Source organism: Micromonospora sp. Llam0, from assembly GCF_003751085.1.
Taxonomy (GTDB): domain Bacteria; phylum Actinomycetota; class Actinomycetes; order Mycobacteriales; family Micromonosporaceae; genus Micromonospora_E.
Genome location: NZ_RJJY01000001.1, coordinates 4,086,013 through 4,104,822 on the forward strand (window position 1 = coordinate 4,086,013; position 18,810 = coordinate 4,104,822).

General features: G+C 72.4%; 20 protein-coding genes and 1 riboswitch. Of the genes, 11 read left to right on the plus strand and 9 right to left on the minus strand.

The window, feature by feature from the left end; all coding sequences use genetic code 11:
* Positions 1–383: 383 nt before the first annotated feature.
* Complete coding sequence (locus EDC02_RS17820; RefSeq protein WP_123602940.1) at positions 384–734, minus strand: VOC family protein; 351 nt, start codon at positions 732–734, stop codon at positions 384–386.
* 462 nt (positions 735–1,196) lie between these two features.
* Between EDC02_RS17820 and EDC02_RS17825 the strand changes: the two genes are divergently transcribed.
* Positions 1,197–1,685 carry a roadblock/LC7 domain-containing protein gene (locus EDC02_RS17825; protein WP_123602941.1) on the plus strand — a complete coding sequence of 163 codons (489 nt, stop codon included), beginning with the start codon at positions 1,197–1,199 and terminating at the stop codon, positions 1,683–1,685.
* Between the two features lie 162 nt (positions 1,686–1,847).
* Here EDC02_RS17825 and ppdK read toward each other — a convergent pair whose 3' ends face one another.
* The 5 genes from ppdK to EDC02_RS17850 all read right to left on the minus strand — a co-directional run bounded on the left by ppdK (position 1,848) and on the right by EDC02_RS17850 (position 8,606).
* Positions 1,848–4,583, minus strand: coding sequence for a pyruvate, phosphate dikinase (ppdK, locus tag EDC02_RS17830; protein WP_123602942.1), 2,736 nt, complete (start codon positions 4,581–4,583; stop codon positions 1,848–1,850).
* Between the two features lie 241 nt (positions 4,584–4,824).
* The gene (dusB, locus tag EDC02_RS17835; RefSeq protein ID WP_255500587.1) at positions 4,825–5,973 is read right to left on the minus strand and encodes a tRNA dihydrouridine synthase DusB; all 1,149 of its coding nucleotides are present in this window, start codon (positions 5,971–5,973) and stop codon (positions 4,825–4,827) included.
* A gap of 127 nt (positions 5,974–6,100) precedes the next feature.
* The gene (locus tag EDC02_RS17840) at positions 6,101–7,477 is read right to left on the minus strand and encodes a glycine--tRNA ligase (RefSeq protein WP_123602943.1); all 1,377 of its coding nucleotides are present in this window, start codon (positions 7,475–7,477) and stop codon (positions 6,101–6,103) included.
* A 70-nt stretch (positions 7,478–7,547) separates the two neighbouring features.
* Entirely contained in the window at positions 7,548–8,018 is a 471-nt protein-coding gene (locus EDC02_RS17845; protein ID WP_123604898.1) for a hypothetical protein, read from the minus strand.
* Positions 8,019–8,264: 246 nt separating this feature from the next.
* Entirely contained in the window at positions 8,265–8,606 is a 342-nt protein-coding gene (locus EDC02_RS17850) for an antibiotic biosynthesis monooxygenase (RefSeq protein WP_123602944.1), read from the minus strand.
* Positions 8,607–8,636: 30 nt separating this feature from the next.
* Here EDC02_RS17850 and EDC02_RS17855 point away from each other — a divergent pair, with 30 nt between their 5' ends.
* The 7 genes from EDC02_RS17855 (at position 8,637) to EDC02_RS17885 (ending at position 13,194) form a co-directional block, all read left to right on the plus strand.
* Positions 8,637–8,894: a DUF6703 family protein gene (locus tag EDC02_RS17855; protein WP_123602945.1), complete on the plus strand. Its 258-nt coding sequence runs from the start codon at positions 8,637–8,639 to the stop codon at positions 8,892–8,894.
* A 90-nt stretch (positions 8,895–8,984) separates the two neighbouring features.
* Positions 8,985–10,010, plus strand: a complete 1,026-nt coding sequence (locus tag EDC02_RS17860) for a metal ABC transporter substrate-binding protein (protein WP_123602946.1) — start codon at positions 8,985–8,987, stop codon at positions 10,008–10,010.
* Positions 10,007–10,768: a metal ABC transporter ATP-binding protein gene (locus EDC02_RS17865; RefSeq protein WP_123604899.1), complete on the plus strand. Its 762-nt coding sequence runs from the start codon at positions 10,007–10,009 to the stop codon at positions 10,766–10,768. The genes EDC02_RS17860 and EDC02_RS17865 overlap by 4 nt, the downstream gene beginning before the upstream one ends.
* Positions 10,765–11,682, plus strand: a complete 918-nt coding sequence (locus EDC02_RS17870; RefSeq protein ID WP_123602947.1) for a metal ABC transporter permease — start codon at positions 10,765–10,767, stop codon at positions 11,680–11,682. The genes EDC02_RS17865 and EDC02_RS17870 overlap by 4 nt, the downstream gene beginning before the upstream one ends.
* An 84-nt stretch (positions 11,683–11,766) precedes the next feature.
* The gene (locus tag EDC02_RS17875) at positions 11,767–12,060 is read left to right on the plus strand and encodes an ArsR/SmtB family transcription factor (RefSeq protein ID WP_370461550.1); all 294 of its coding nucleotides are present in this window, start codon (positions 11,767–11,769) and stop codon (positions 12,058–12,060) included.
* A gap of 44 nt (positions 12,061–12,104) precedes the next feature.
* Positions 12,105–12,545, plus strand: a complete 441-nt coding sequence (locus EDC02_RS17880) for a Fur family transcriptional regulator (protein WP_123602949.1) — start codon at positions 12,105–12,107, stop codon at positions 12,543–12,545.
* Between the two features lie 43 nt (positions 12,546–12,588).
* Positions 12,589–13,194, plus strand: a complete 606-nt coding sequence (locus tag EDC02_RS17885; RefSeq protein ID WP_123602950.1) for a hypothetical protein — start codon at positions 12,589–12,591, stop codon at positions 13,192–13,194.
* On the opposite strand, the gene EDC02_RS17890 is transcribed toward EDC02_RS17885, so the two are convergent.
* The 3 genes from EDC02_RS17890 to EDC02_RS17900 form a co-directional block, all read right to left on the minus strand.
* Positions 13,177–13,713: a DUF6328 family protein gene (locus EDC02_RS17890; protein WP_123602951.1), complete on the minus strand. Its 537-nt coding sequence runs from the start codon at positions 13,711–13,713 to the stop codon at positions 13,177–13,179. The genes EDC02_RS17885 and EDC02_RS17890 overlap by 18 nt on opposite strands.
* A 79-nt stretch (positions 13,714–13,792) precedes the next feature.
* Positions 13,793–14,563 (minus strand): TIGR03943 family protein, encoded by a 771-nt coding sequence (locus EDC02_RS17895; RefSeq protein WP_123602952.1) that lies wholly within the window; start codon positions 14,561–14,563, stop codon positions 13,793–13,795.
* A complete protein-coding gene (locus tag EDC02_RS17900; RefSeq protein WP_370461551.1) occupies positions 14,560–15,576 on the minus strand; it encodes a permease in 1,017 nt (338 codons plus the stop codon). Before EDC02_RS17900 ends, EDC02_RS17895 begins: the two co-directional genes overlap by 4 nt.
* Positions 15,577–15,788: 212 nt before the next feature.
* A riboswitch (TPP riboswitch) is annotated at positions 15,789–15,894 on the plus strand.
* Between EDC02_RS17900 and EDC02_RS17905 the strand changes: the two genes are divergently transcribed.
* The 3 genes from EDC02_RS17905 (at position 15,891) to EDC02_RS17915 (ending at position 18,770) form a co-directional block, all read left to right on the plus strand.
* Positions 15,891–16,490 carry an ECF transporter S component gene (locus tag EDC02_RS17905; RefSeq protein ID WP_123602953.1) on the plus strand — a complete coding sequence of 200 codons (600 nt, stop codon included), beginning with the start codon at positions 15,891–15,893 and terminating at the stop codon, positions 16,488–16,490. (Overlaps the previous riboswitch by 4 nt.)
* Before the next feature lie 49 nt (positions 16,491–16,539).
* Positions 16,540–17,964: an ABC transporter ATP-binding protein gene (locus EDC02_RS17910; protein ID WP_123602954.1), complete on the plus strand. Its 1,425-nt coding sequence runs from the start codon at positions 16,540–16,542 to the stop codon at positions 17,962–17,964.
* A complete protein-coding gene (locus EDC02_RS17915) occupies positions 17,964–18,770 on the plus strand; it encodes an energy-coupling factor transporter transmembrane protein EcfT (protein ID WP_123604901.1) in 807 nt (268 codons plus the stop codon). Before EDC02_RS17910 ends, EDC02_RS17915 begins: the two co-directional genes overlap by 1 nt.
* Positions 18,771–18,810: the final 40 nt, after the last annotated feature.

The following is an 18,810-nucleotide window of genomic DNA, read 5'->3' on the forward strand; positions in this document are numbered from 1 at the left end:
TGCGATGTCGCCGAACCGATGCGGTACGCCGTCGAGGAGCACTGCGCCGGCCAGCTCATGGGAGAGCTGGCCGGCGCCAGCGCCTGCTGTCTGACCAGTTCGACCGGCCCGACCGGATCGACGCGACCACCGCACCGTCATCATCGGGTCGACATCCTGCTCGGCCGGCACCTGGTCACGGCCGGGGACGATCCGCCGCACGGCTACGCCCGGTCGGCCCGACTGGCCACGCTGGCGCTGGCCCTGCCGGCGGCGGACGGCATCCTGGTCACCGCCCGCTGGCAGATCCACGGCCGGCCCGAGTCCTGCTGGCTGGGGTTCGGCGACGGGCCGGACGGCCGGACCTTCCTGCTGCTGCTGCAGGCCGCAGTCGAGCGGGTCGCTCAGCCACGTCCGCTGAGCACGCAGAACTCGTTGCCCTCCGGATCCGCCAGCACCATCCAGGTGACGTCTCCCTGGTCGATGTCGACCCGGCGGGCACCCATGTCGACCAGCCGCTCGACCTCCGCTGCCTGATCCGTCGGACGCAGGTCGATGTGCAGCCGGTTCTTCAACTGCTTGCTCTCCGGCACCGGGACGAAGATCAGCCCGGGCAGTTGGTCCGGCGCCCGCCGGATCTCCACCTCGTCCGGCGCCTCGTGCACGATCTGGTAGCCGAGCGCCTGCGCCCACCATCTGGCCAGCCGGGCCGGGTCGTGGGCGTCGACCACCAGGTTCTCCCACTGACTTGCCACCGGCCACCTCCTGAGGTCGTACGGAACCCGGTTCCAGGCCTACGGTACGGCGGCCACCACCGACCCGGCAGGGTGACGGGCCAAACACCCGAAGTCAGTTTGATGATCGTTCGCAATAGCCGATCAGTTATCAGTTGCTGTCCGATTGCCGATGGTTACGGGTCCACAAAGAAACATCGCCTGCGGTAACGTGCCAGGAGCACATCGTCACTGCCGCCTCGACCGGACGATTGGACAACCCGCTGGTGTCGATCATCGACCGACCGAGGCCCGCCGGCACCCCACCCGGCCCGGTGGCGGAACCTGCGCCCCACCGTCGCGCGGCGCGCAACGTCGCCGACGCCGCGCCGACCGCGGTCGCCCTCCCCGCCCGGCCACCACCCGCCCGTACGCCTGCGGCGGGTCGGTCGGGACGAAGGTCGGCGACCAGCCAACCGGACGATCGAGTGAAGGAGACCGCCGGTGGACACTGACACCGCCATCGTTACCGAGCTGAACGGGCTACGCCGCCGGGTGCCCGACGTGACCGGCTCCGTACTGACCGGGGTGGACGGCCTGCTGATCACCCACGACCTCGCCAACGCCGAAGCGGAGAGCATCGCCGCGCTGGCCGCCGCCAGCGTCGGCCTGGGGCGGCGGTTCGCGATGACCGCCGGCCACGGTGACCTGCGGGAGACCGTCATCCACGGCAACCGTGGCCAGGTCGCCCTCTACCCGGTGGGCGACCGGGCGCTGCTCGCCGTACTCGCCGGACCGGGCACCGATCCGGGCCTGCTGCACGCGCATGGCCGCCGGGCCGCCCGGTCGATCGGCGAGCTGCTGCGCAGCAAACCGGCCGGCAACGTCGCGGCACCGGTACCGGGCCTGCTGGACAACCACGCGCCGCTGGCGGTCCGCACCCCGATGGCGACCCTGCCGTACAACCCGGCGCTACCGCGCCGCCGGTTCTGACCGACGCCGACCAAGGCAGCACCGGCCGAGGCCACGCCTACCGGCGTCGGCCGAGGCGGTACCGGTCGGCGTCGGCCGAGGCGGCGGCCGGGCACCCTCTCGCCCCCCAGGGTGCCCGGCCGCTCTTCGCCACCGGTCGGGCCACTCTTGACCGCCGGTCGGTCAGCGGCTGTCCGAGCCGGTCGACTCGACCGTCGCCCGGCCGGCCTCCAGCCGGGCCACCGGCACCCGGAACGGCGAGCAGGACACGTAGTCCAGGCCCGCCTCGTGGAAGAAGTGCACCGAGTCGGGGTCGCCGCCGTGCTCGCCGCAGACCCCGATCTTCAGGCCGGGCCGGGCGACGCGGCCCTCCTCGACGGCGATCCGCACCAGCCGACCCACCCCGTCCCGGTCGATCGACTCGAACGGCGAGATGCCGAAGATGCCCAGCTCCAGGTAACGCCAGAAGAACGCGCCCTCCACGTCGTCACGGGAGAATCCCCAGCCCATCTGGGTCAGGTCGTTGGTGCCGAAGGAGAAGAACTGCGCCGATCCGGCGAGCTGACCGGCGGTCAACGCGGCCCGGGGCACCTCGATCATGGTGCCGATCAGGATCTCGACCGACCGGTCGCCGAGCACCTCGGCGATGATCCGGTCGGCTTCCGCGCGTACCGTCTCCAGTTCCTGGACCGCACCGACCAGCGGGACCATGATCTCCGGGCGCGGATCGCGCCCGGCGGCGGCCAACTCGACGGCCGCCTCGGTGATCGCCCGCACCTGCATCGCGAACAACCCCGGGATGACCAGGCCGAGCCGCACGCCACGGAGCCCGAGCATCGGATTCTGTTCGTGCATCCGGCGCACCGCGGCGAGCAGGGCCGTGTCACGGCCGGCGTCCTGACCCCGGGCCTGCGCCAGGGCGACCGACACGGCCAGTTCCTCCAGCGACGGCAGGAACTCGTGCAGCGGCGGGTCGATCAGCCGTACGGTGACCGGCAGCCCGTCCATCTCCTGGAAGATCTCCCGGAAGTCGGCCCGCTGCAGAGGCAGCAGTTCGGCCAGCGCGGCCGCACGCTCCGCCTCGTCACGGGCCAGGATCAACCGCTCCACCAGCTCCCGGCGGTCGCCGAGGAACATGTGTTCGGTGCGGCAGAGCCCGATCCCCTCGGCGCCGAACCGCCGGGCCCGGGCCGCGTCTGCGCCGGTGTCGGCGTTCGTGCGCACCGCCAGCCGCCGCCGGTCGTCGGCGTGGGACAGGATCCGGTGTACGGCGAGCACCAGCGGGTCGGTGGTGCTCGCCGGGTCGACGGTGCCTTCGAAGTACTGCACCACCTCGGACGGGCGCACCGGCACCGCACCGAGGTACAGGCAGCCGCTGGTGCCGTCGATCGACACCACGTCACCTTCGGAGACGATCTGGTCGCCGACGATGAACCGACCGGCCCCGGCGTCGATGTCGAGGGCGTCGGCCCCGCACAGGCAGGTCTTGCCCATCCCCCGGGCCACCACGGCGGCGTGGCTGGTCTTGCCGCCCCGGCTGGTCAGAATGCCCTGCGCGGCGATCATGCCGGGCAGGTCGTCGGGGTTGGTCTCCCGCCGGACCAGGACCACCTGGTCCCCCTGCCGGGCCAGCTCGACCGCCCGGGCCGAGTCGAAGACGACCCTGCCGACCGCCGCACCCGGCGAGGCACCGATCCCGGTGGCGATCGTCGGCGGCGCGTCGGACAGGTCGAAGCAGGGGAACATCAGCTGCGCCAGCTGCGCCCCGCTGACCCGGTGCAGCGCCTCGTCCAGATCGATGATCCCCTCGTCGACCAGCTGGCTGGCGATGACGAACGCGGCGGCGGCGGTCCGCTTGCCGACCCGGGTCTGCAGCATCCACAGCTTGCCGCGTTCGATGGTGAACTCGATGTCGCACAGGTCCCGGTAGTGGTTCTCCAGCCGGGCCATGATGGTCAGCAGCTCGTCGTACGAGCGGGGGTCGAGCCGGGCCAGCTCCTGCAGCGGCAGCGTGTTGCGGATCCCGGCGACCACGTCCTCGCCCTGCGCGTTGGCCAGGTAGTCGCCGTAGACCCCCTGGTCACCGCTGGCCGGGTCGCGGGTGAAGGCGACGCCGGTGCCGGAGTCCGGCCCCAGGTTGCCAAAGACCATCGCGACCACGTTGACCGCGGTGCCGAGCTCGGCGGGGATCCGCTCCTGACGCCGGTAGATCACCGCCCGGTCGGCGTTCCACGAGTCGAAGACCGCCCGGATCGCCAGGTCGAGCTGCTCGCGGGGGTCCTGCGGGAAGTCCCGGCCGGTGTGCGCGAAAAAGATCTTCTGGTACGCCCGGACCAGTCCGCGCAGCGCGTCGGCGTCCAGCGCGAGATCGTCGTCGGAGCCGGTGGCCCGCTTGGCCGCCTCCAGCGCCTGGTCGAACTCCTCCCCCGGGACCCCGCAGACCGTTCGGCCGAACATCTGGACCAGCCGGCGGTAGGAGTCCCAGGCGAACCGTTCGTCACCGCCGGCCTGGGCGGCGAGCCCTGCCACGCACTCGTCGTTGAGGCCCACGTTGAGCACCGTCTCCATCATTCCCGGCATGGAGAACCTGGCCCCGGAGCGGACCGAGACCAGCAGCGGGTCGGCCGGGTCACCGAGCCGTTTTCCGCGCTGGCGCTCCAGCCGGTCCAGGGCGGCGGCGATCTGGTCGGGCAGATCCGGCGGTACCGCGCCGGTCGCCAGGTAGGCCCGGCACGCCTCGGTGGTGATGGTGAAGCCGGGTGGGACCGGCAGGCCGAGGTTGGTCATCTCGGCCAGGTTCGCCCCCTTGCCGCCGAGCAGATCCCGCTGGTCACGGTTTCCCTCGGTGAAGTCGTAGACGTACCTGTGGTGATCGGTTGTCTGTCGGGACGGGTCGCCCGGTCCGCCGGATTCCGCCATTGTTGGCCTCCCATGTGCCGTTCGGCGCTGAACGATGGTTCACCAATGGCCATTGGTTGGCGCAGGTTAAGCGACCAGGGAGGTCAGCCGACAGTAGTGGGTGACCAGCCGCACAGGAAACGACACAGGTGGCGATCGGATGGGCGTTCTGGGAGCGCTTCCGTGCGCAGTTCCGCGCATTCACCGGTGTGCTGGATCACCCCGGTGAAGCGGTGTGAAGTACGGGATCCGTCGGCGGATTTCAGCCGCCGGAATCGGCGATCTCCGCCCCCGCCGGGACGGAATCGTCGTCCCGGCTGGCCAGCCACCCGTACGGCAGGAAGACCTTGCCCGGCGAGTTCGTCCGGCCCCGCGGCTGGCCCAACGTGTGCCGGGGGAACGGCTCGGCCGGGTCGAGCTTGGACAGCAGCGCGTCGAGCTCCGCCAGGCTGGACACCATGGCGAGGGCCCGGCGCAGCTCACCGCCGACCGGGAAGCCCTTCAGATACCAGGCCACGTGCTTACGAAAGTCGGTGCAGCCGTCCCGCTCGGCGTCGGCCCGCCCGTCCCGTCCGGTGCCGAACCAGTCGACCAGCAGCTCGGCGTGCCGGCGCATGGTGGCGGCGACCGCGCCCAGGGTCGGCAAGGTCCGCCCGGACCCGCCCTCGAACGCCGCCGACAGGTCGGCGAACAGCCACGGCCGGCCCAGACAGCCCCGGCCGACGACGACCCCGTCGGCGGCGGTGTGCGCCACCATCCGCACCGCGTCGTCGGCCTCCCAGATGTCACCGTTGCCGAGCACCGGCACGCTCAGTGCCTGCTTGAGCTGGCCGATCGCGTCCCAGTCGGCGGTGCCCGAGTACCGCTGGGCGGCGGTACGGGCGTGCAGCGCCACCGCCGCGACCCCGGCCTCCTGGGCGGCCAGCCCGGCGTCCAGGTACGTCAGGTGATCGTCGTCGATGCCCTTACGCATTTTGACCGTCACCGGCACCCCGGCGGGCGCGGCCGCCCGGACCGCGCCGGCGACGATCCGGCTGAACAGCCGGTGCCGCCACGGCAACGCCGCACCGCCGCCCTTGCGGGTGACCTTGGGTACCGGGCAGCCGAAGTTCAGGTCGATGTGATCGGCCAGGTCACGTTCCACCACGATCCGCACGGCGGCGGCGGTGACCTGCGGATCGACGCCGTACAGCTGCAGGCTCCGGGGGCGTTCGGACGGCGCGAACGCGATCATCCGCAGCGTCTTCGGGTTGCGCTCGACCAGCGCCTGCGTGGTGATCATTTCGCAGACGTACAGCCCGCCGCCCTGCTCGCGGCACAGCCGGCGGAAGGCGACGTTGGTGATCCCGGCCATCGGCGCCAGGACCACCGGTGGCCACACCTGGTGACGACCGAGCGGCAGCGGCGGCAGGACCGGCGCGGCTCCGCCGGCCGGTGGGGACACGGTGACAGACACGCCGTCCAGGATTCCACGGGCCCACCCGGCGCCGGCCCCGGGTGGGTCGGTCAGCCGGTCGGCGACCACTCCGGATGGCTGATCACCCGGTCGGCAACCGCTCCAGCAGGTACCGCTCGACCTGGTCCAGCGACACCCGCTGCTGCGCCATGGTGTCCCGGTCCCGCACGGTCACCGCGTCGTCGGTCAGTGTCCCGAAGTCGACCGTGACGCAGTACGGCGTACCGATCTCGTCCTGACGCCGGTAGCGGCGACCGATGGCCTGCGAATCGTCGAACTCGACCATCCACCGGCGGCGCAGCGCGGCACCCAGGTCACGTGCCTTCGGCGAGAGGTCGGCGTTGCGCGACAGCGGCAGTACCGCCACCTTGACCGGGGCGATCCGCGGGTCGAGACGGAGCACGGTCCGCTTGTCGACGCCACCCTTGGTGTTCGGTGCCTCGTCCTCGTCGTACGCCGCCAGCAGCAGGGCGAAGACCGTCGCGGTGAGGTCCGCCGCCGGCTCGATCGCGTACGGCACCCACCGCTCGCCCCGGTCCTGGTCGAAATAGGAAAGGTCGGCACCGGAATGCTTGGCGTGCGCGGTCAGATCGTAGTCGGCCCGGTTCGTGATCCCTTCCAGCACCACGAATTCCTGATAAGCGCCACCGAGCTGGAATTCGATCTCGACGATCCGCTTGGCGTGCTGCGGCAGGCCGGCGAGGGGCATCTCGGTACGGCGCAACTGCTGTGGCGCGAGACCCAGATCGACGTACCACTCCCACCGCCGCTGCGCCCAGTACTCCAGCCAGTCGTCGTCGGTTCCGGGCTCGACGAAGTACTCCAGCTCCATCCGCTCCCGCTCGTGGCTGCGCAGCAGGAACTCGCCGGGGCCGACGACGTTGCGGAAGACCCGGCCGACCTGGGCGATGCCGAACGGCGGCTTCTTACGGGCGGCGATCATCACGTTGGCGAAGTTCACGAAGGTGCCCGGTGCCGCCTCCGGCCGCAGGTAGTACCGGTCCGGTGGTCCCGGCCGGTCCGGCGAGACCTCGAGCAGCCCGTTGACCCGTTGCGGGTCGGTGAAGCTGCCCCTGCTGCCGCAGCTCGGACAGGCGAGCTCGGCGAGTGCGGCGGCCGGCTGTTCCCGGCGTACGGTGAACGCCTCGACGATCCGGTCCAGCGGCTGGGTGAGATCGCAGGCCCGGCACCGGACCCGGGTCTGGGTGTAGGTGTCGAGCAGGCCGGACGCGGTGAACACCGGCCTCGGCTGGATGACCGCCGCGTCGAGGCCGACGACGTCGTCGCGGTGCTGCACCACCGTCCGCCACCACTGCCGGCGGACATGCTCCTTGAGCTCCACGCCGAGTGGCCCGTAGTCCCAGGCGACCGGCTGGCCACCGTAGACCTCACCAGACGGGAACGCGAAACCACGCCGGTGGGCGAGACTGGCCACGGCGTCGATGCGGTCGGCTGGCATGCGCTGCTCCTACACCGGCTGGCGGCCGGCGGGGATGTGCGGACGGGCTGATCTGGCAGATGTTCGGAGGCTACCCCTCGACGCCGCAGACCTCTAGCTCACCGGTGCTGGTGTCCTGGTTGAGCGACACCCGCAGGGTGTCCTCGCCGCCCCGGGCGTAGTCGACCTCCACCGGTACGACGATCCGGCTGGTGACCGAGACCTGACCGACCTCGTAGGCAGTGATCTCCGGCTCCGTGGCGAGCCGCCGGGCGAACTCACTGGCCGACTCGCGGCTCTGCGCCTCGGCGCAGAGCATGTCGTACGCGGCGCCGAAGTCCTGCTGGCTCACCGCCTCGAAGTAGTCGCCGACCGCGATCCGGGCCTGTTCGTCGATCGCTTCGGCACCGGTGACGATCAGTCCGACCAGCGCGACGGTGCCACCACCGCAGCACAGCAGCAGCGCGAGCGCCGCGACGCCCAGCCCGATCCAGACCCGCGCGGTACGGCCCTCGGCCGGCGGCGCGGCGAACGGCGGCGCGACTCCTGGACCAGCCGGCACCGGGTACGTCGGACCGGGAGCCAATGTGTCCGTGCCGACGGCCGGCGTGGCGTCAGGCGCAGCCGACGTGGCGTCAGCTGCGGCCTCAGGCTGTCCGGTCGCAGCGGGCTGCGGCTGCGGCTGGCGGTCCGGCGGTGCCCACGGCGAAGGTGCCTGCCACGGGGACGGGCCGTCGGGCGCGGCGGACGGCGGGCGCGGTTGCGCCGGTCCGGGATCGGTCATGGGCAAAGGGTAGTGCCCGTCGGCTCACCGTCCCGGCTCCGCCGCCCGGTCGCTGCTGTGGGCTGCCGGTTCTTCTCCGGGCCCGGCGGTGACCAGTTCCTCGTACGCGGACGGTTCGTCGAGCGATTCGGCGAGCAGCGGCGTCGCGTCCACCTTCACCTCGAAGGAGCCAAGCGCCCGCCGGTAGGTGCCCACCGACTCCCACTCGGTGACCAGGCACCAGCGGAGCGGGTCCTCCAGCGCCCGGGTCAGTGCGCCGCGCCGGTACCCCGGGCGGCCGGCCAGGGCGCGTAACGCGGCCCGGGCGCGATCGACGAAGCCGGGCGTGTCCGCCTCCGGCACGGCGAACCGGTTGACCACCAACACGGCGATCCCCTCCTGACTAGAGTCGGTCGGATGCAGCCTACGCAGCCGTCGCCGCCGGTCCGCCCCGGGCGGATCAGCCCGACCGGGGCGTTTCTCGCCGCCCTGGTCCTCGTCCTGGTCGGGCTCTTCGCGCCGGGCGTCGTCGGCGCGGCGGCGCTGCTGGTGCTGGCCGCCGGGCTGGTCTGGTTGCTACATCGCAGCTGGCCGGCGGTGCCGGCGGCCGGACGCATGTTCCGCCTGGTGGCGCTCACCCTGCTGGTGGCGGTCGCCCTCGCCAAGATCTTCTAGCCGGCTTCCAGCCCGCTCGTCGCGGGCGGCGCCGAATCATGCAACCATGCGTTTTTGACAATCATTATCGTCGCCACGGACAGTTGCCTGATGCACAGCCACCTCTTCCGCCGTACCGTCGCCACCACCGCAGGTGCCCTGCTGGCCCTGGGCGGCACCGCCGCCTGCGCCCAGGACGGCGGCGACGGGTCCGCCGACGACGCAACGGTCGGCGTGGTAGCCGCCTTCTACCCCTTGCAGTTCCTGGCCGAACGGATCGGCGGCGACGCCGTCACGGTGACCGGTCTCGCGCCCCCCGGAGCGGAGCCGCACGACCTGGAGCTCAGCCCTCGGCAGGTCGGCGAGGTCAGCGACGCCGACCTGGTCGTCTACCTGAGTGGCTTCCAGCCCGCCGTCGACGCCGCGGTGGAGCAGGAGGCCGGTGACCACGCCTTCGACGTGGTGGAGGTCGAACCGCTGCTGGACGCCACCGACGGTGGGCACAGCCACGACCACGACGGCGCCGACGAGCACCCCGAAGAGGACGGGCACGGCTCCGAGGAGGAACCCGCCGACGACCACACCGACGAGGCGGACGACCACGCCGAGGAGACCGGTGCGAAGGACCCGCACCTGTGGCTGGACCCCACCCGGTTCGCCACCGTCGGTGACGCGCTGGCCGAGCGTCTCGCCACCGTCGCCCCGGACCACGCCGCCGACTTCACCGCCCGCGCCGCCACGCTGCGCACCGAGTTGGCGGCCCTGGACACCGAGTACACCGAGCGGCTGGCCGACTGCGAACGCCGGGAGATCATCACCAGTCACGCCGCCTTCGGCTACCTGGCCGCCCGCTACCAGCTCGACCAGATCGGGATCACCGGGTTGAGCCCGGAGGACGAGCCGACGCCGCAGCGCCTCGCCGAGGTGATCGAGGAGGCCCGGGAACACCAGGCGACGACGATCTTCTTCGAGACCCTGGTCAGCCCGAGCGTCGCCGAGACCATCGCCGACGAGACCGGCACCGAGACCGCGGTGCTCGATCCGATCGAGGGACTGCAGCCGGACGCCGACGGGGACTATTTTTCGGTGATGCACAACAATCTGAACAATCTGACCGCCGCCCTGGGATGTTCGTGACCACCAGCGTCGTCCAGGTATCGCGCGGGGCGGTCGGCTACGACAACCGCACCGTACTGCGCTCCGTCGACCTCACCGTGACCAGCGGTGAGGTCGTCGCGCTGCTGGGCGCCAACGGCTCCGGCAAGTCGACCCTGATCCGCGCCGCGCTCGGGCTGGTGCCGCTGCGCAGCGGCTCGGTGCACCTGTTCGGGATGCCGGCGGGGCGGTTCCGGCAGTGGCACCGGATCGGCTACGTCCCGCAACGGCTCGGTGCCGGCAGCGGCGTACCGGCCACCGTCGGCGAGGTGGTCGCCTCCGGTCGGCTGGCCCGTCGCGGCGTACTGCGGCCAGCCGGTGCCGCCGACCGGGCCGCCGTCGCCGCGGCGCTGACCGCCGTCGGCCTCGCCGACCGGACCCGCGACCCGGTGGCCACGCTCTCCGGTGGCCAGCAGCAACGCACGCTGATCGCCCGCGCGCTGGCCGGCGAACCGGAGCTGCTGGTGCTCGACGAACCCACCGCCGGGGTCGACGCGGCCAGCCAGGAGGCGTTCGCCCGGGCGCTCGGCGCGTTCGTGGCCGGCAACGGTACGGTGCTCCTCGTCGCCCACGAGCTCGGTCCGCTGCAACCGCTGATCGACCGGGCCGTGGTGCTGCACCACGGCGAGGTGGTGCACGACGGCCCGGTGCCTGCGCCGGCCGGCCACCACGCGGACCCCGGACACGACCACGTCCATCCGCATGCTTCGGTGGAGCCGTCCCGGATGTGGAGCGCATGAGCATCTTCCAGTACGAGTTCATGATCCGTGCCCTGATCGGGGCCCTGGTCATCGGTCTGGCCGCCCCGGCCCTCGGCATCTACCTGGTGCAGCGTCGGATGTCGCTGATCGGCGACGGCGTCGGCCACGTGGCGCTGACCGGCGTCGGCGTCGGTCTGCTGCTGGACCGGTCCCCGGTGCTCACCGCGGTGATCGCCGCAGCGGTCGGCGCGGTCGCCATCGAGCTGCTGCGCGAACGCGGGCGTACCTCCGGCGACATGGCGCTGGCCCTGCTCTTCTACGGCGGCATCGCCGGTGGGGTGATGCTGGTCGGGCTGGCCGGCGACCGCAGCAACGCCAACCTGATGGCGTACCTCTTCGGCTCGCTCACCACCGCCTCCGTCGAGGACCTGTGGGTGATCGTGGTGCTGGCCACGGTCGTGCTGACCGCGATGCTGCTGCTGCGGCCGGCGCTGTTCGCCATCTGCCACGACGAGGAGTACGCCCGGGTCTCCGGCCTGCCGGTGCGCACCCTCAACCTGCTGATCGCGGTGACCACCGCGGTGACCGTCACCATCGCCATGCGGGCGGTCGGCCTGCTGCTGGTCAGCGCGCTGATGGTGGTCCCGGTGGCGACCGCCCAGCAGATCACCCGGGGCTTCCGCAGCACCATGGCGATGGCGATGATCATCGGTACGGCCTCCGCCGGCTGCGGGGTGTGGTTGGCCGGCACCGCCGACACCGCGATGGGCGCGACCATCGTGATCCTGGCGATCGCCGCCTTCGCGGCCACCGCCGTCGGTGCCGGGACGTGGCGGCTGCTGCGTCGCCGGGCCGGTACGCTGGCCGTCCACCGCCGGCAGCCCCGCGAGGTCGAACCGCCCGAGGTGGTCCTGGACCGTCCCGCCGAGATGGTCCCGGATCGTCCCGTCTGACCTGGTACAGACCCGGCGACGAGCACCGCTGAACCGCCTGCCTGCCGATCCGGCTCCGGTATTGGTTACCGTTGCGGGGTGACGATGGCCAACGGCTACGACGGGTACGAGAGCGCCAGCGAGTTGCTGCGCGCGCTCTCGGCCCCGCTGCGGGTGGCGATCGTGACCGAGCTCGCCCAGGGCGAGCGGTGTGTCCACGAACTCGTGCAGAAGCTCGGCGCGCCGCAGCCACTGGTGTCACAGCATCTGCGGGTGCTGCGGGGCGCGGGGGTGGTGCACGGCTCCCGACGTGGCCGGGAGATCGCCTACGCGCTGGTCGACGAACACGTCGCGCACATCGTCGCGGACGCTGTCAGTCATGCCCGGGAGGTCCGGTGAACAGCCGCCGGCTCCGGCCCGGTCAGAAGTCCCGGAGGCCTTGAATGAGGACTGGAGACACCACGCCCGGCACCGCGGAGCCCTCGACGGTGCGCAACACCCGGCAACGCAGCGCGGTCAGCGCCATCCTCGACGAGCTCGCCGGCTTCCACAGCGCCCAGGAGCTGCACGCCATGCTGCGCCAGCGGGGCGACCGGGTCGGTCTGACCACGGTCTACCGGACGTTGCAAGGGCTGGCCGACTCCGGCGAGGTCGACGTGATGCGCCCGCCCGGCGGCGAGCACCTCTACCGGCGGTGCAGCCAGGGCCACCACCACCATCTGGTCTGCCGCTCGTGCGGCAGCGCGGTCGAGGTGGCCGGGCCGGCGGTGGAGAGCTGGGCGGAACGGATCGCGGCGCAGCACGGCTACGTCGGGGTCAGCCACACGATGGAGATCTTCGGGACCTGCCCGAAATGCGCCGCCCGGCGTACCTCGACGACGTGACCGCGCACGCGCGGTTCCGGTCCTCGTACGGCACGCTGTGCGCATGCAGATCTACGCCGACCGCTTTCCCCGCGCCGCCCGGCAACTCGCCACCGACCTGATCGTCGTCGTCTGGGTCTACCTGTGGATCCGTGCCGCCACCTGGCTACATGACCGGGTCGGTGAGCTGGCCGGCGCGGGCCGGACGCTGGAGAACGCCGGCACCGGGCTGGCCGACAACCTCGCCGACGTCGGCGGCCGGGTCGGCCGGGTGCCGCTGGTCGGCGACGAGCTGACCGGGCCGTTCGAGCAGGCCGCCGGGGCGGCCCGTTCGGTCGCCGCCGCCGGGCAGGAGCAGCAGGACCTGGTCGGTGAGCTGGCCCTGGTGCTGGCCGCCACGATGCTGGTCTTCCCGCTGGGCCTGGTGCTGTTCGGCTGGTTGCCGTTGCGGGTGCGCTGGATCCGGCGGGCGAGCGCGGCGGCCCGACTGCGCGGCGTACCGGCCGGGTCGGATCTGCTGGCGCTGCGGGCGCTGACCACCCGCCCGCTCGGCACCATCGCCGCGCTGGGCCCGGATGTCGCCGCCGGGTGGCGGCGGGGCGACCCGGCGGTCACCGACGCGTTGGCGGAGCTGGAGCTGCGGGCGTTGGGCCTACGTGGCCGGCGCTGACCGGCCGTCGCTACCCGCACCACCGTCGCTGCCCTCGTCCTCCTCGTCCTCCTCGTCCTCGTCGCCGTCCAGCCAGCCACGGTGCACGAACGGCAGGGCGGCCCAGAAGATCAGGAACCACACCCCGGTGAGGCCGCTGAGCACGAACGCGACCGGTCGGGGCAGGATGAAGTCGGTGACCAGCAGCACCGAGCTGACCATGGCGACCAGCATCAGGCTGAGGCCGCCGCTGGCCATCCGGTGGGCGAACCGGACCAGCTCCGGCTTGCGGCCGCGTCGGAAGAGCACCCGGTGAAACGCCACCGGCGAGATGATCAACGCTGCGGCGGCGGCCGCAGCCAGCAGCGCCACCACGTACACGTCCCGTTGAAACCCGTTCGTGTCGGGGAACCCGCTGCTGAACGGCAGGGTCAGCAGAAACGCGAAGAGGATCTGCACCCCGGTCTGGGCGACCCGCAGCTCCTGCAACAGATCGGAGAAGTTGCGCTGCCAGCGTTCCTTCTCGGTTTCCCGGTCCACGTCCGCTCATCCTCCTGCCGAACCGCCCACACTCAAACCGCGGTCGGCAATGTGCCCCGGGCCGGATGGCGGGAAACCTCTACTCGTACTGCTGCCGGGGGGCGTCGATCTGCTGCCACGACTCGACCGCCAGATAGGGGATGCTGGCCCCGTTCACCGGGTCGGTGCCGATCCGGTCGCTGTACCGGCCGACCACCTCGATCCAGGTGTCCGCCGGCAGCCCGGTCGGGGCGCTGCCGTCCATCCCGACCTTGATCGGCCGGCCGTCGGCGGCGCAGCAGGAGAGCACGATCCGGGCCAGCATCGGCTCACCGTCCGGGCCGTCGGTGACGAAGCCGGTGAGCCGCACGTCGCGCCCGTCCAGCGACCGGCCCTCGTCGAAGATCGCCCGGGAGGCGTAGTCGAGCACACTGATCTCGGCCGGATCGCCGTCCGGCAACGGCGGATAGTCCGACGATGCCTGCTCGCTGCTCAACGCGGTACCGGCCTGCGCGACGGCGTACGAACCCAGCGCCGGCGGGGCGACCAGCAGCAGCCCGAGCACCGGCAGGATCAGCAGCCAACCCACCCTCGGCTCGTGATGGGCGTGGCCGTGGCCGTCGTCGGCGGTGTCGTTGGGCCCGGAATGCGCATCATGCCCGGAATGCGCAACGGCGGCGGCCGGTGTCGACCGACGCCGCAGGTCGTGCCAGAGCGTCATGACCGCTGCGGCGATCAGCAGCAGACCGGCGACGATCAGGAACGGCTGCAGCGCTTCCTTGACGTACCGCAGATACATGTCGGTGACGCTGGCCCGGACCACCGCGCCGCCGAGCAGCAGCAGCACCACACCTTGAGCCTGTTTGTTCACAACAGCACCGTCCCCACCGCGACCGCCACCACGACGGCGATCAGGAATGTCGCCGGAGCGAACCGGTACGCGAATCTGCGCCCGAACGTACCGGCCTGCATCGAGATCAGTTTCAGGTCGACCATCGGGCCGACGACCAGGAAGACCAGCCGCGAGGTCAGCGAGAACTGCGACAGCGAGGCCGCGACGAAGGCGTCCGCCTCGGAGCAGATCGACAACAGCACGGCGAGTACGGCGAGCGCCAGGATGGACAGCACCGGGTTGTCGGCGAGAGTCTGCAGCCAGCGCTCCGGCACCAGCACGTTGATGCTGGCGGCGGCCATCGCCCCGATGACCAGGAAACCGCCGGCGTGCATGATGTCGTGCCGGACCGCCGCCCAGAACGCCCGCGCCCGGGACAGGTCGTCCAGGTCGGGGCGGTGCGGCAGGCGGATCCAGTCGGTACGGCCCAGCCGCAGCCACAGCCAGCCCATCACGACCGCGACGAGCAGGCTGGCGACGCCTCGGCCGAGGACCATCTCCGGGTTGTTCGGGAAGGCGACCGCCGTGGCCACCAGCACGATCGGGTTGATCGCCGGGGCGGCAAGCAGGAACGCCAGCGCGGCGGCCGGCGCCACGCCCCGACGGATCAGCGACCCGGCGATCGGCACCGAACCACACTCGCAGCCGGGCAGCACCACCCCGGCGGCGCTGGCCACCGGCACCGCCAGCGCCGGATGTTTCGGCAGCGCCTTGGCCCAGAACGACCGGGGCACGAAGACCGCGATCACCGCGGAGAGCACCACCCCGAAGACCAGGAACGGCATCGCCTGGACCATCACCGAGACGAAGACCGTGGTCCAGGTCTGCAGCCGGGGGTCGGAGATCAGGTTGGCCAACGGCTCGCGGAAGATCACCAGCCCGATCAGCAGGAAGGCGAGCACCTCCACCGAGCCGACCCGGCCACCGAACAGCCGGCGTCGGGGTGGTCGTGGGCCACCGGGCGGTCCGGCGCCGCCGCCGGACCCGGTCAGGTCGTCGTCGGCCGGCGCGGCCCAGTCGATGTCGTCGCCTGGGCGCGTCCGACGCGTCGCGGTGCGATCGGCAGCGGTCACGGCGGGCTGGTCCCCTCGCTGGTGTGAAGGCGGGCAGTTCACGATAACCCGCGCAGGGGTGCCCGCCACCACACCGGGACGCGCCCACTGTCGGTGCGGTGCCACCGGTGCTAGCGTCGGTGGCACAACCTGATGTCCCACAGGGGAGCGCACACAGCGCTGAGAGTGCGGGGAGTCCCGCAGACCCTCGAACCTGATCTGGGTAATGCCAGCGCAGGGAGTTGGAGCGACCAATGACGCGACAAAATGCATCTGTCGACCGCAGCTGGCGGACCGTCGACATCGTGGTCGCCTCGGTGATCGCGGTCGCGTTCGGGGTGGTCTTCTGGCTGTGGGGGTTGATCTGGACCGCCACCGAGGCCGCGTTCACCTTCTTCCCGCCCGCCCAGGCGGTGCTGTACGGGGTGTGGCTGGTGCCGGCCGTGCTCGGCGCGCTGGTGATCCGCAAGCCGGGAGCGGCGTTGTTCTGCGAACTGGTCGCCGCGGTCGTCTCGGCGGCGTTGGGCAGCCAGTGGGGTGCCGTGGTGATCGTGCAGGGGCTGGCCCAGGGGGTCGGTGCCGAGCTGGTCTTTCTGGCGGTGGCGTACCGCTCGTTCCGGCTGCCGGTGGCGCTGGCCGCCGGTGCGGCCGCCGGGCTCGGCGCGGCGATCTTCGACCAGATCCGCTACTACGCGCCGTACGACCTGGTCAGCTTCCGGATTCCGATCTTCATCGTCACCGTGGTCAGCGCGGTCGTGCTGGCCGGTGCCGGCAGCGTGGCGCTGACCCGGGCGCTGGCCCGCACCGGGGTGCTCGACCGGTTCCCCGCCGGCCGCGACCGCACCACGGTGTGACCCGGCCGGGGTCGCACCACCGGGTGGTTCGGCCGGGGCCGGCCGGGTCGTGAGCCGGCTGGAGCTGCGCGGGTTCGGCTGGCGGCACGCCGGCCGCCGGGCCTGGGCGGTCCGCGACGTCGAGCTGAGCGTCGACGTCGGCGAACGAGTCCTGCTGCTCGGGCCGTCGGGTGCCGGCAAGAGCACGCTGCTGGCGGCGATCGCCGGGCTGCTGCCGGCCGACTCGGGCGAGCAGGCCGGCACAGTCACCGTCGACGGGCTCGACCCGCGCACGGCCCGCGAGCGGGTCGGCATCGTCTTCCAGGACCCGCAGAGTCAGCTGGTGATGGCGCGCAGCGGCGACGACGTCGCCTTCGGGCTGGAAAACCGGGGCGTGCCGGCCGAGCAGATCTGGCCACGGGTGGACGCCGCGCTGGCCCGGGTCGGCTTCCGCTACGGCCGGGACCGCCCGACCGCCGCGCTGTCCGGCGGCGAGCAGCAGCGGCTGGCCCTGGCCGGGGCGCTCGCCCTGCGGCCGGGTCTGCTGCTGCTGGACGAGCCGACCGCCAACCTGGACCCGGCCGGCGCCGACCTGGTCCGCGACGCCGTCGCCGAGGCGCTCGACGGGGACCGGGACACCACGCTGGTGGTCGTCGAACACCGGGTGGCTCAGGCGCTGCCGCTGGTCGACCGGGTGGTGGTGCTGTCCGCCGGTGGCGGCGTACGGGCCGACGGCAAGCCGGACGAGATCTTCGACCGGTACGGCGGGCAACTGGCCGCCGACGGTGTCTGGGTGCCCGACCAGCCGCTGCCGCAGCGAGGCGGGCCCGCCGCCCCGGCCGGTGAGCCGCTGCTGATCGCCGACCGGGTCGGGCTGGTGCCCCGGCTCGCCCCGCTCGCCGACGAGGTGCCGGTACGCGGCGGCGAGGCACTGGCCGTGCTGGGGCCCAACGGTGCCGGCAAGACCACGCTGGCCCTGCTGCTCGGCGGGCTGGTCGCGGCCACCGACGGAACGGTCCGGGCCACCGCCGCGTTGACCGGCGACGGCCGGGTCGGCCCGGCCCCGCACCGGTGGCGGGCACCGGAGCTGGTCCGCCGGATCGGCAACGTGTTCCAGAACCCGGAGCACCAGTTCGTCGCCACCACGGTGGCCGACGAGTTGGCTCTCGGCCCGCGCCGCTGCGGGCTGGCGGAGTCGGCCGTCGCCAGCGTGGTCGACGAGCTGCTGCACCGGCTGCGGCTGGACCGGTTGGCGGCGGCCAACCCGTACACCCTCTCCGGTGGTGAGGCGCGGCGGCTGAGTGTGGCGACCGCCCTGGCCACCGCGCCCCGCCTGCTGGTGCTCGACGAGCCGACGTTCGGCCAGGACCGGCGTACCTGGCTTGAGCTGGTCGCGCTGCTCGGTGAGCTGCGCGACGCCGGGCACGGGATCGTGACGGTGACCCACGACGTCAACCTCGTCGCCGCCCTCGCCGATCGGCGGTTGACCCTGTGATCGGCGGACCGGACGGCACCGAGGCGACGGCCGGTTCGGCGCCGCTGGCCCGCCGCAACCCGGTGGCGAAGCTCGCCGCCGCGCTGGTCTTCTCGGTGCTGCTGCTGGCCACCCTGGACCCGGTGGCGCCGGCGGTCGCGATCGCCGTCGAGCTGGCCGTGGTCCCGCTGTTCGGGCTGGGCTACCGTGCCCTGCTGCGCCGGATGGCACCGCTGCTGCTGAGCGCCGCCGGGGTGCTGGTCACCCTGACGCTGTTCGCCGCCGAACGGACCGGCACGGTGCTGCTCACCGCCGGCCCGGTGCTGGTGACCAGCGGGGTGCTGGTCACCGCGCTCGGGCTGGCGTTGCGGCTGCTGGCCGTGGCGCTGCCCGGGGTGCTGGTCTTCGCCACCACCGACCCGACGGACCTGGCCGATGCCCTGGTGCAGAACGTCAAGGCCCCGCCCCGGTTCGCGATCGGGGCGCTCGCCGCGTTCCGGCTGGTGCCGATGCTGGCCGCCGAGTGGCAGCTGCTGGCGATGGCCCGCCGGGCCCGGGGCATCGACGCGGGCCGCAACCCGGTGCGTCGGCTCCGGTTGTTCGCGGCGACCGCTTTCGGGTTGCTGGTGCTGGCGATCCGCCGGGGTACCCGGCTGGCCACCGCGATGGACGCCCGGGGGTTCGACGCCGGCATCCCCCGGACCAGCGCCCGGCGGCAACGGTTCGGGGCGGCCGACGCGGCTCTGGTCGTCGGTGCCGCGATCGCCGCCGGCGGGTCGCTGGCGGTCAGTTTCGCCGCCGGGGTCTTCCGCCCGGTGATCGGCTGAGCGCTGCCGACAGACAGGACCGCAGGTCAACAGTGGTGTG

Excerpts from the sequence above, each read along its gene's own strand:
- EDC02_RS17885 (WP_123602950.1), top strand. The coding sequence starts at position 12,589 with ATGCAGATCTACGCCGACCGCTTTCCCCGCGCCGCCCGGCAACTCGCC.
- ppdK (WP_123602942.1), bottom strand. The coding sequence starts at position 4,583 with ATGGCGGAATCCGGCGGACCGGGCGACCCGTCCCGACAGACAACCGAT.
- EDC02_RS17905 (WP_123602953.1), top strand. The coding sequence starts at position 15,891 with ATGACGCGACAAAATGCATCTGTCGACCGCAGCTGGCGGACCGTCGAC.
- EDC02_RS17875 (WP_370461550.1), top strand. The coding sequence starts at position 11,767 with ATGGCCAACGGCTACGACGGGTACGAGAGCGCCAGCGAGTTGCTGCGC.
- EDC02_RS17855 (WP_123602945.1), top strand. The coding sequence starts at position 8,637 with ATGCAGCCTACGCAGCCGTCGCCGCCGGTCCGCCCCGGGCGGATCAGC.
- EDC02_RS17870 (WP_123602947.1), top strand. The coding sequence starts at position 10,765 with ATGAGCATCTTCCAGTACGAGTTCATGATCCGTGCCCTGATCGGGGCC.
- EDC02_RS17860 (WP_123602946.1), top strand. The coding sequence starts at position 8,985 with ATGCACAGCCACCTCTTCCGCCGTACCGTCGCCACCACCGCAGGTGCC.
- EDC02_RS17840 (WP_123602943.1), bottom strand. The coding sequence starts at position 7,477 with ATGCCAGCCGACCGCATCGACGCCGTGGCCAGTCTCGCCCACCGGCGT.
- EDC02_RS17880 (WP_123602949.1), top strand. The coding sequence starts at position 12,105 with ATGAGGACTGGAGACACCACGCCCGGCACCGCGGAGCCCTCGACGGTG.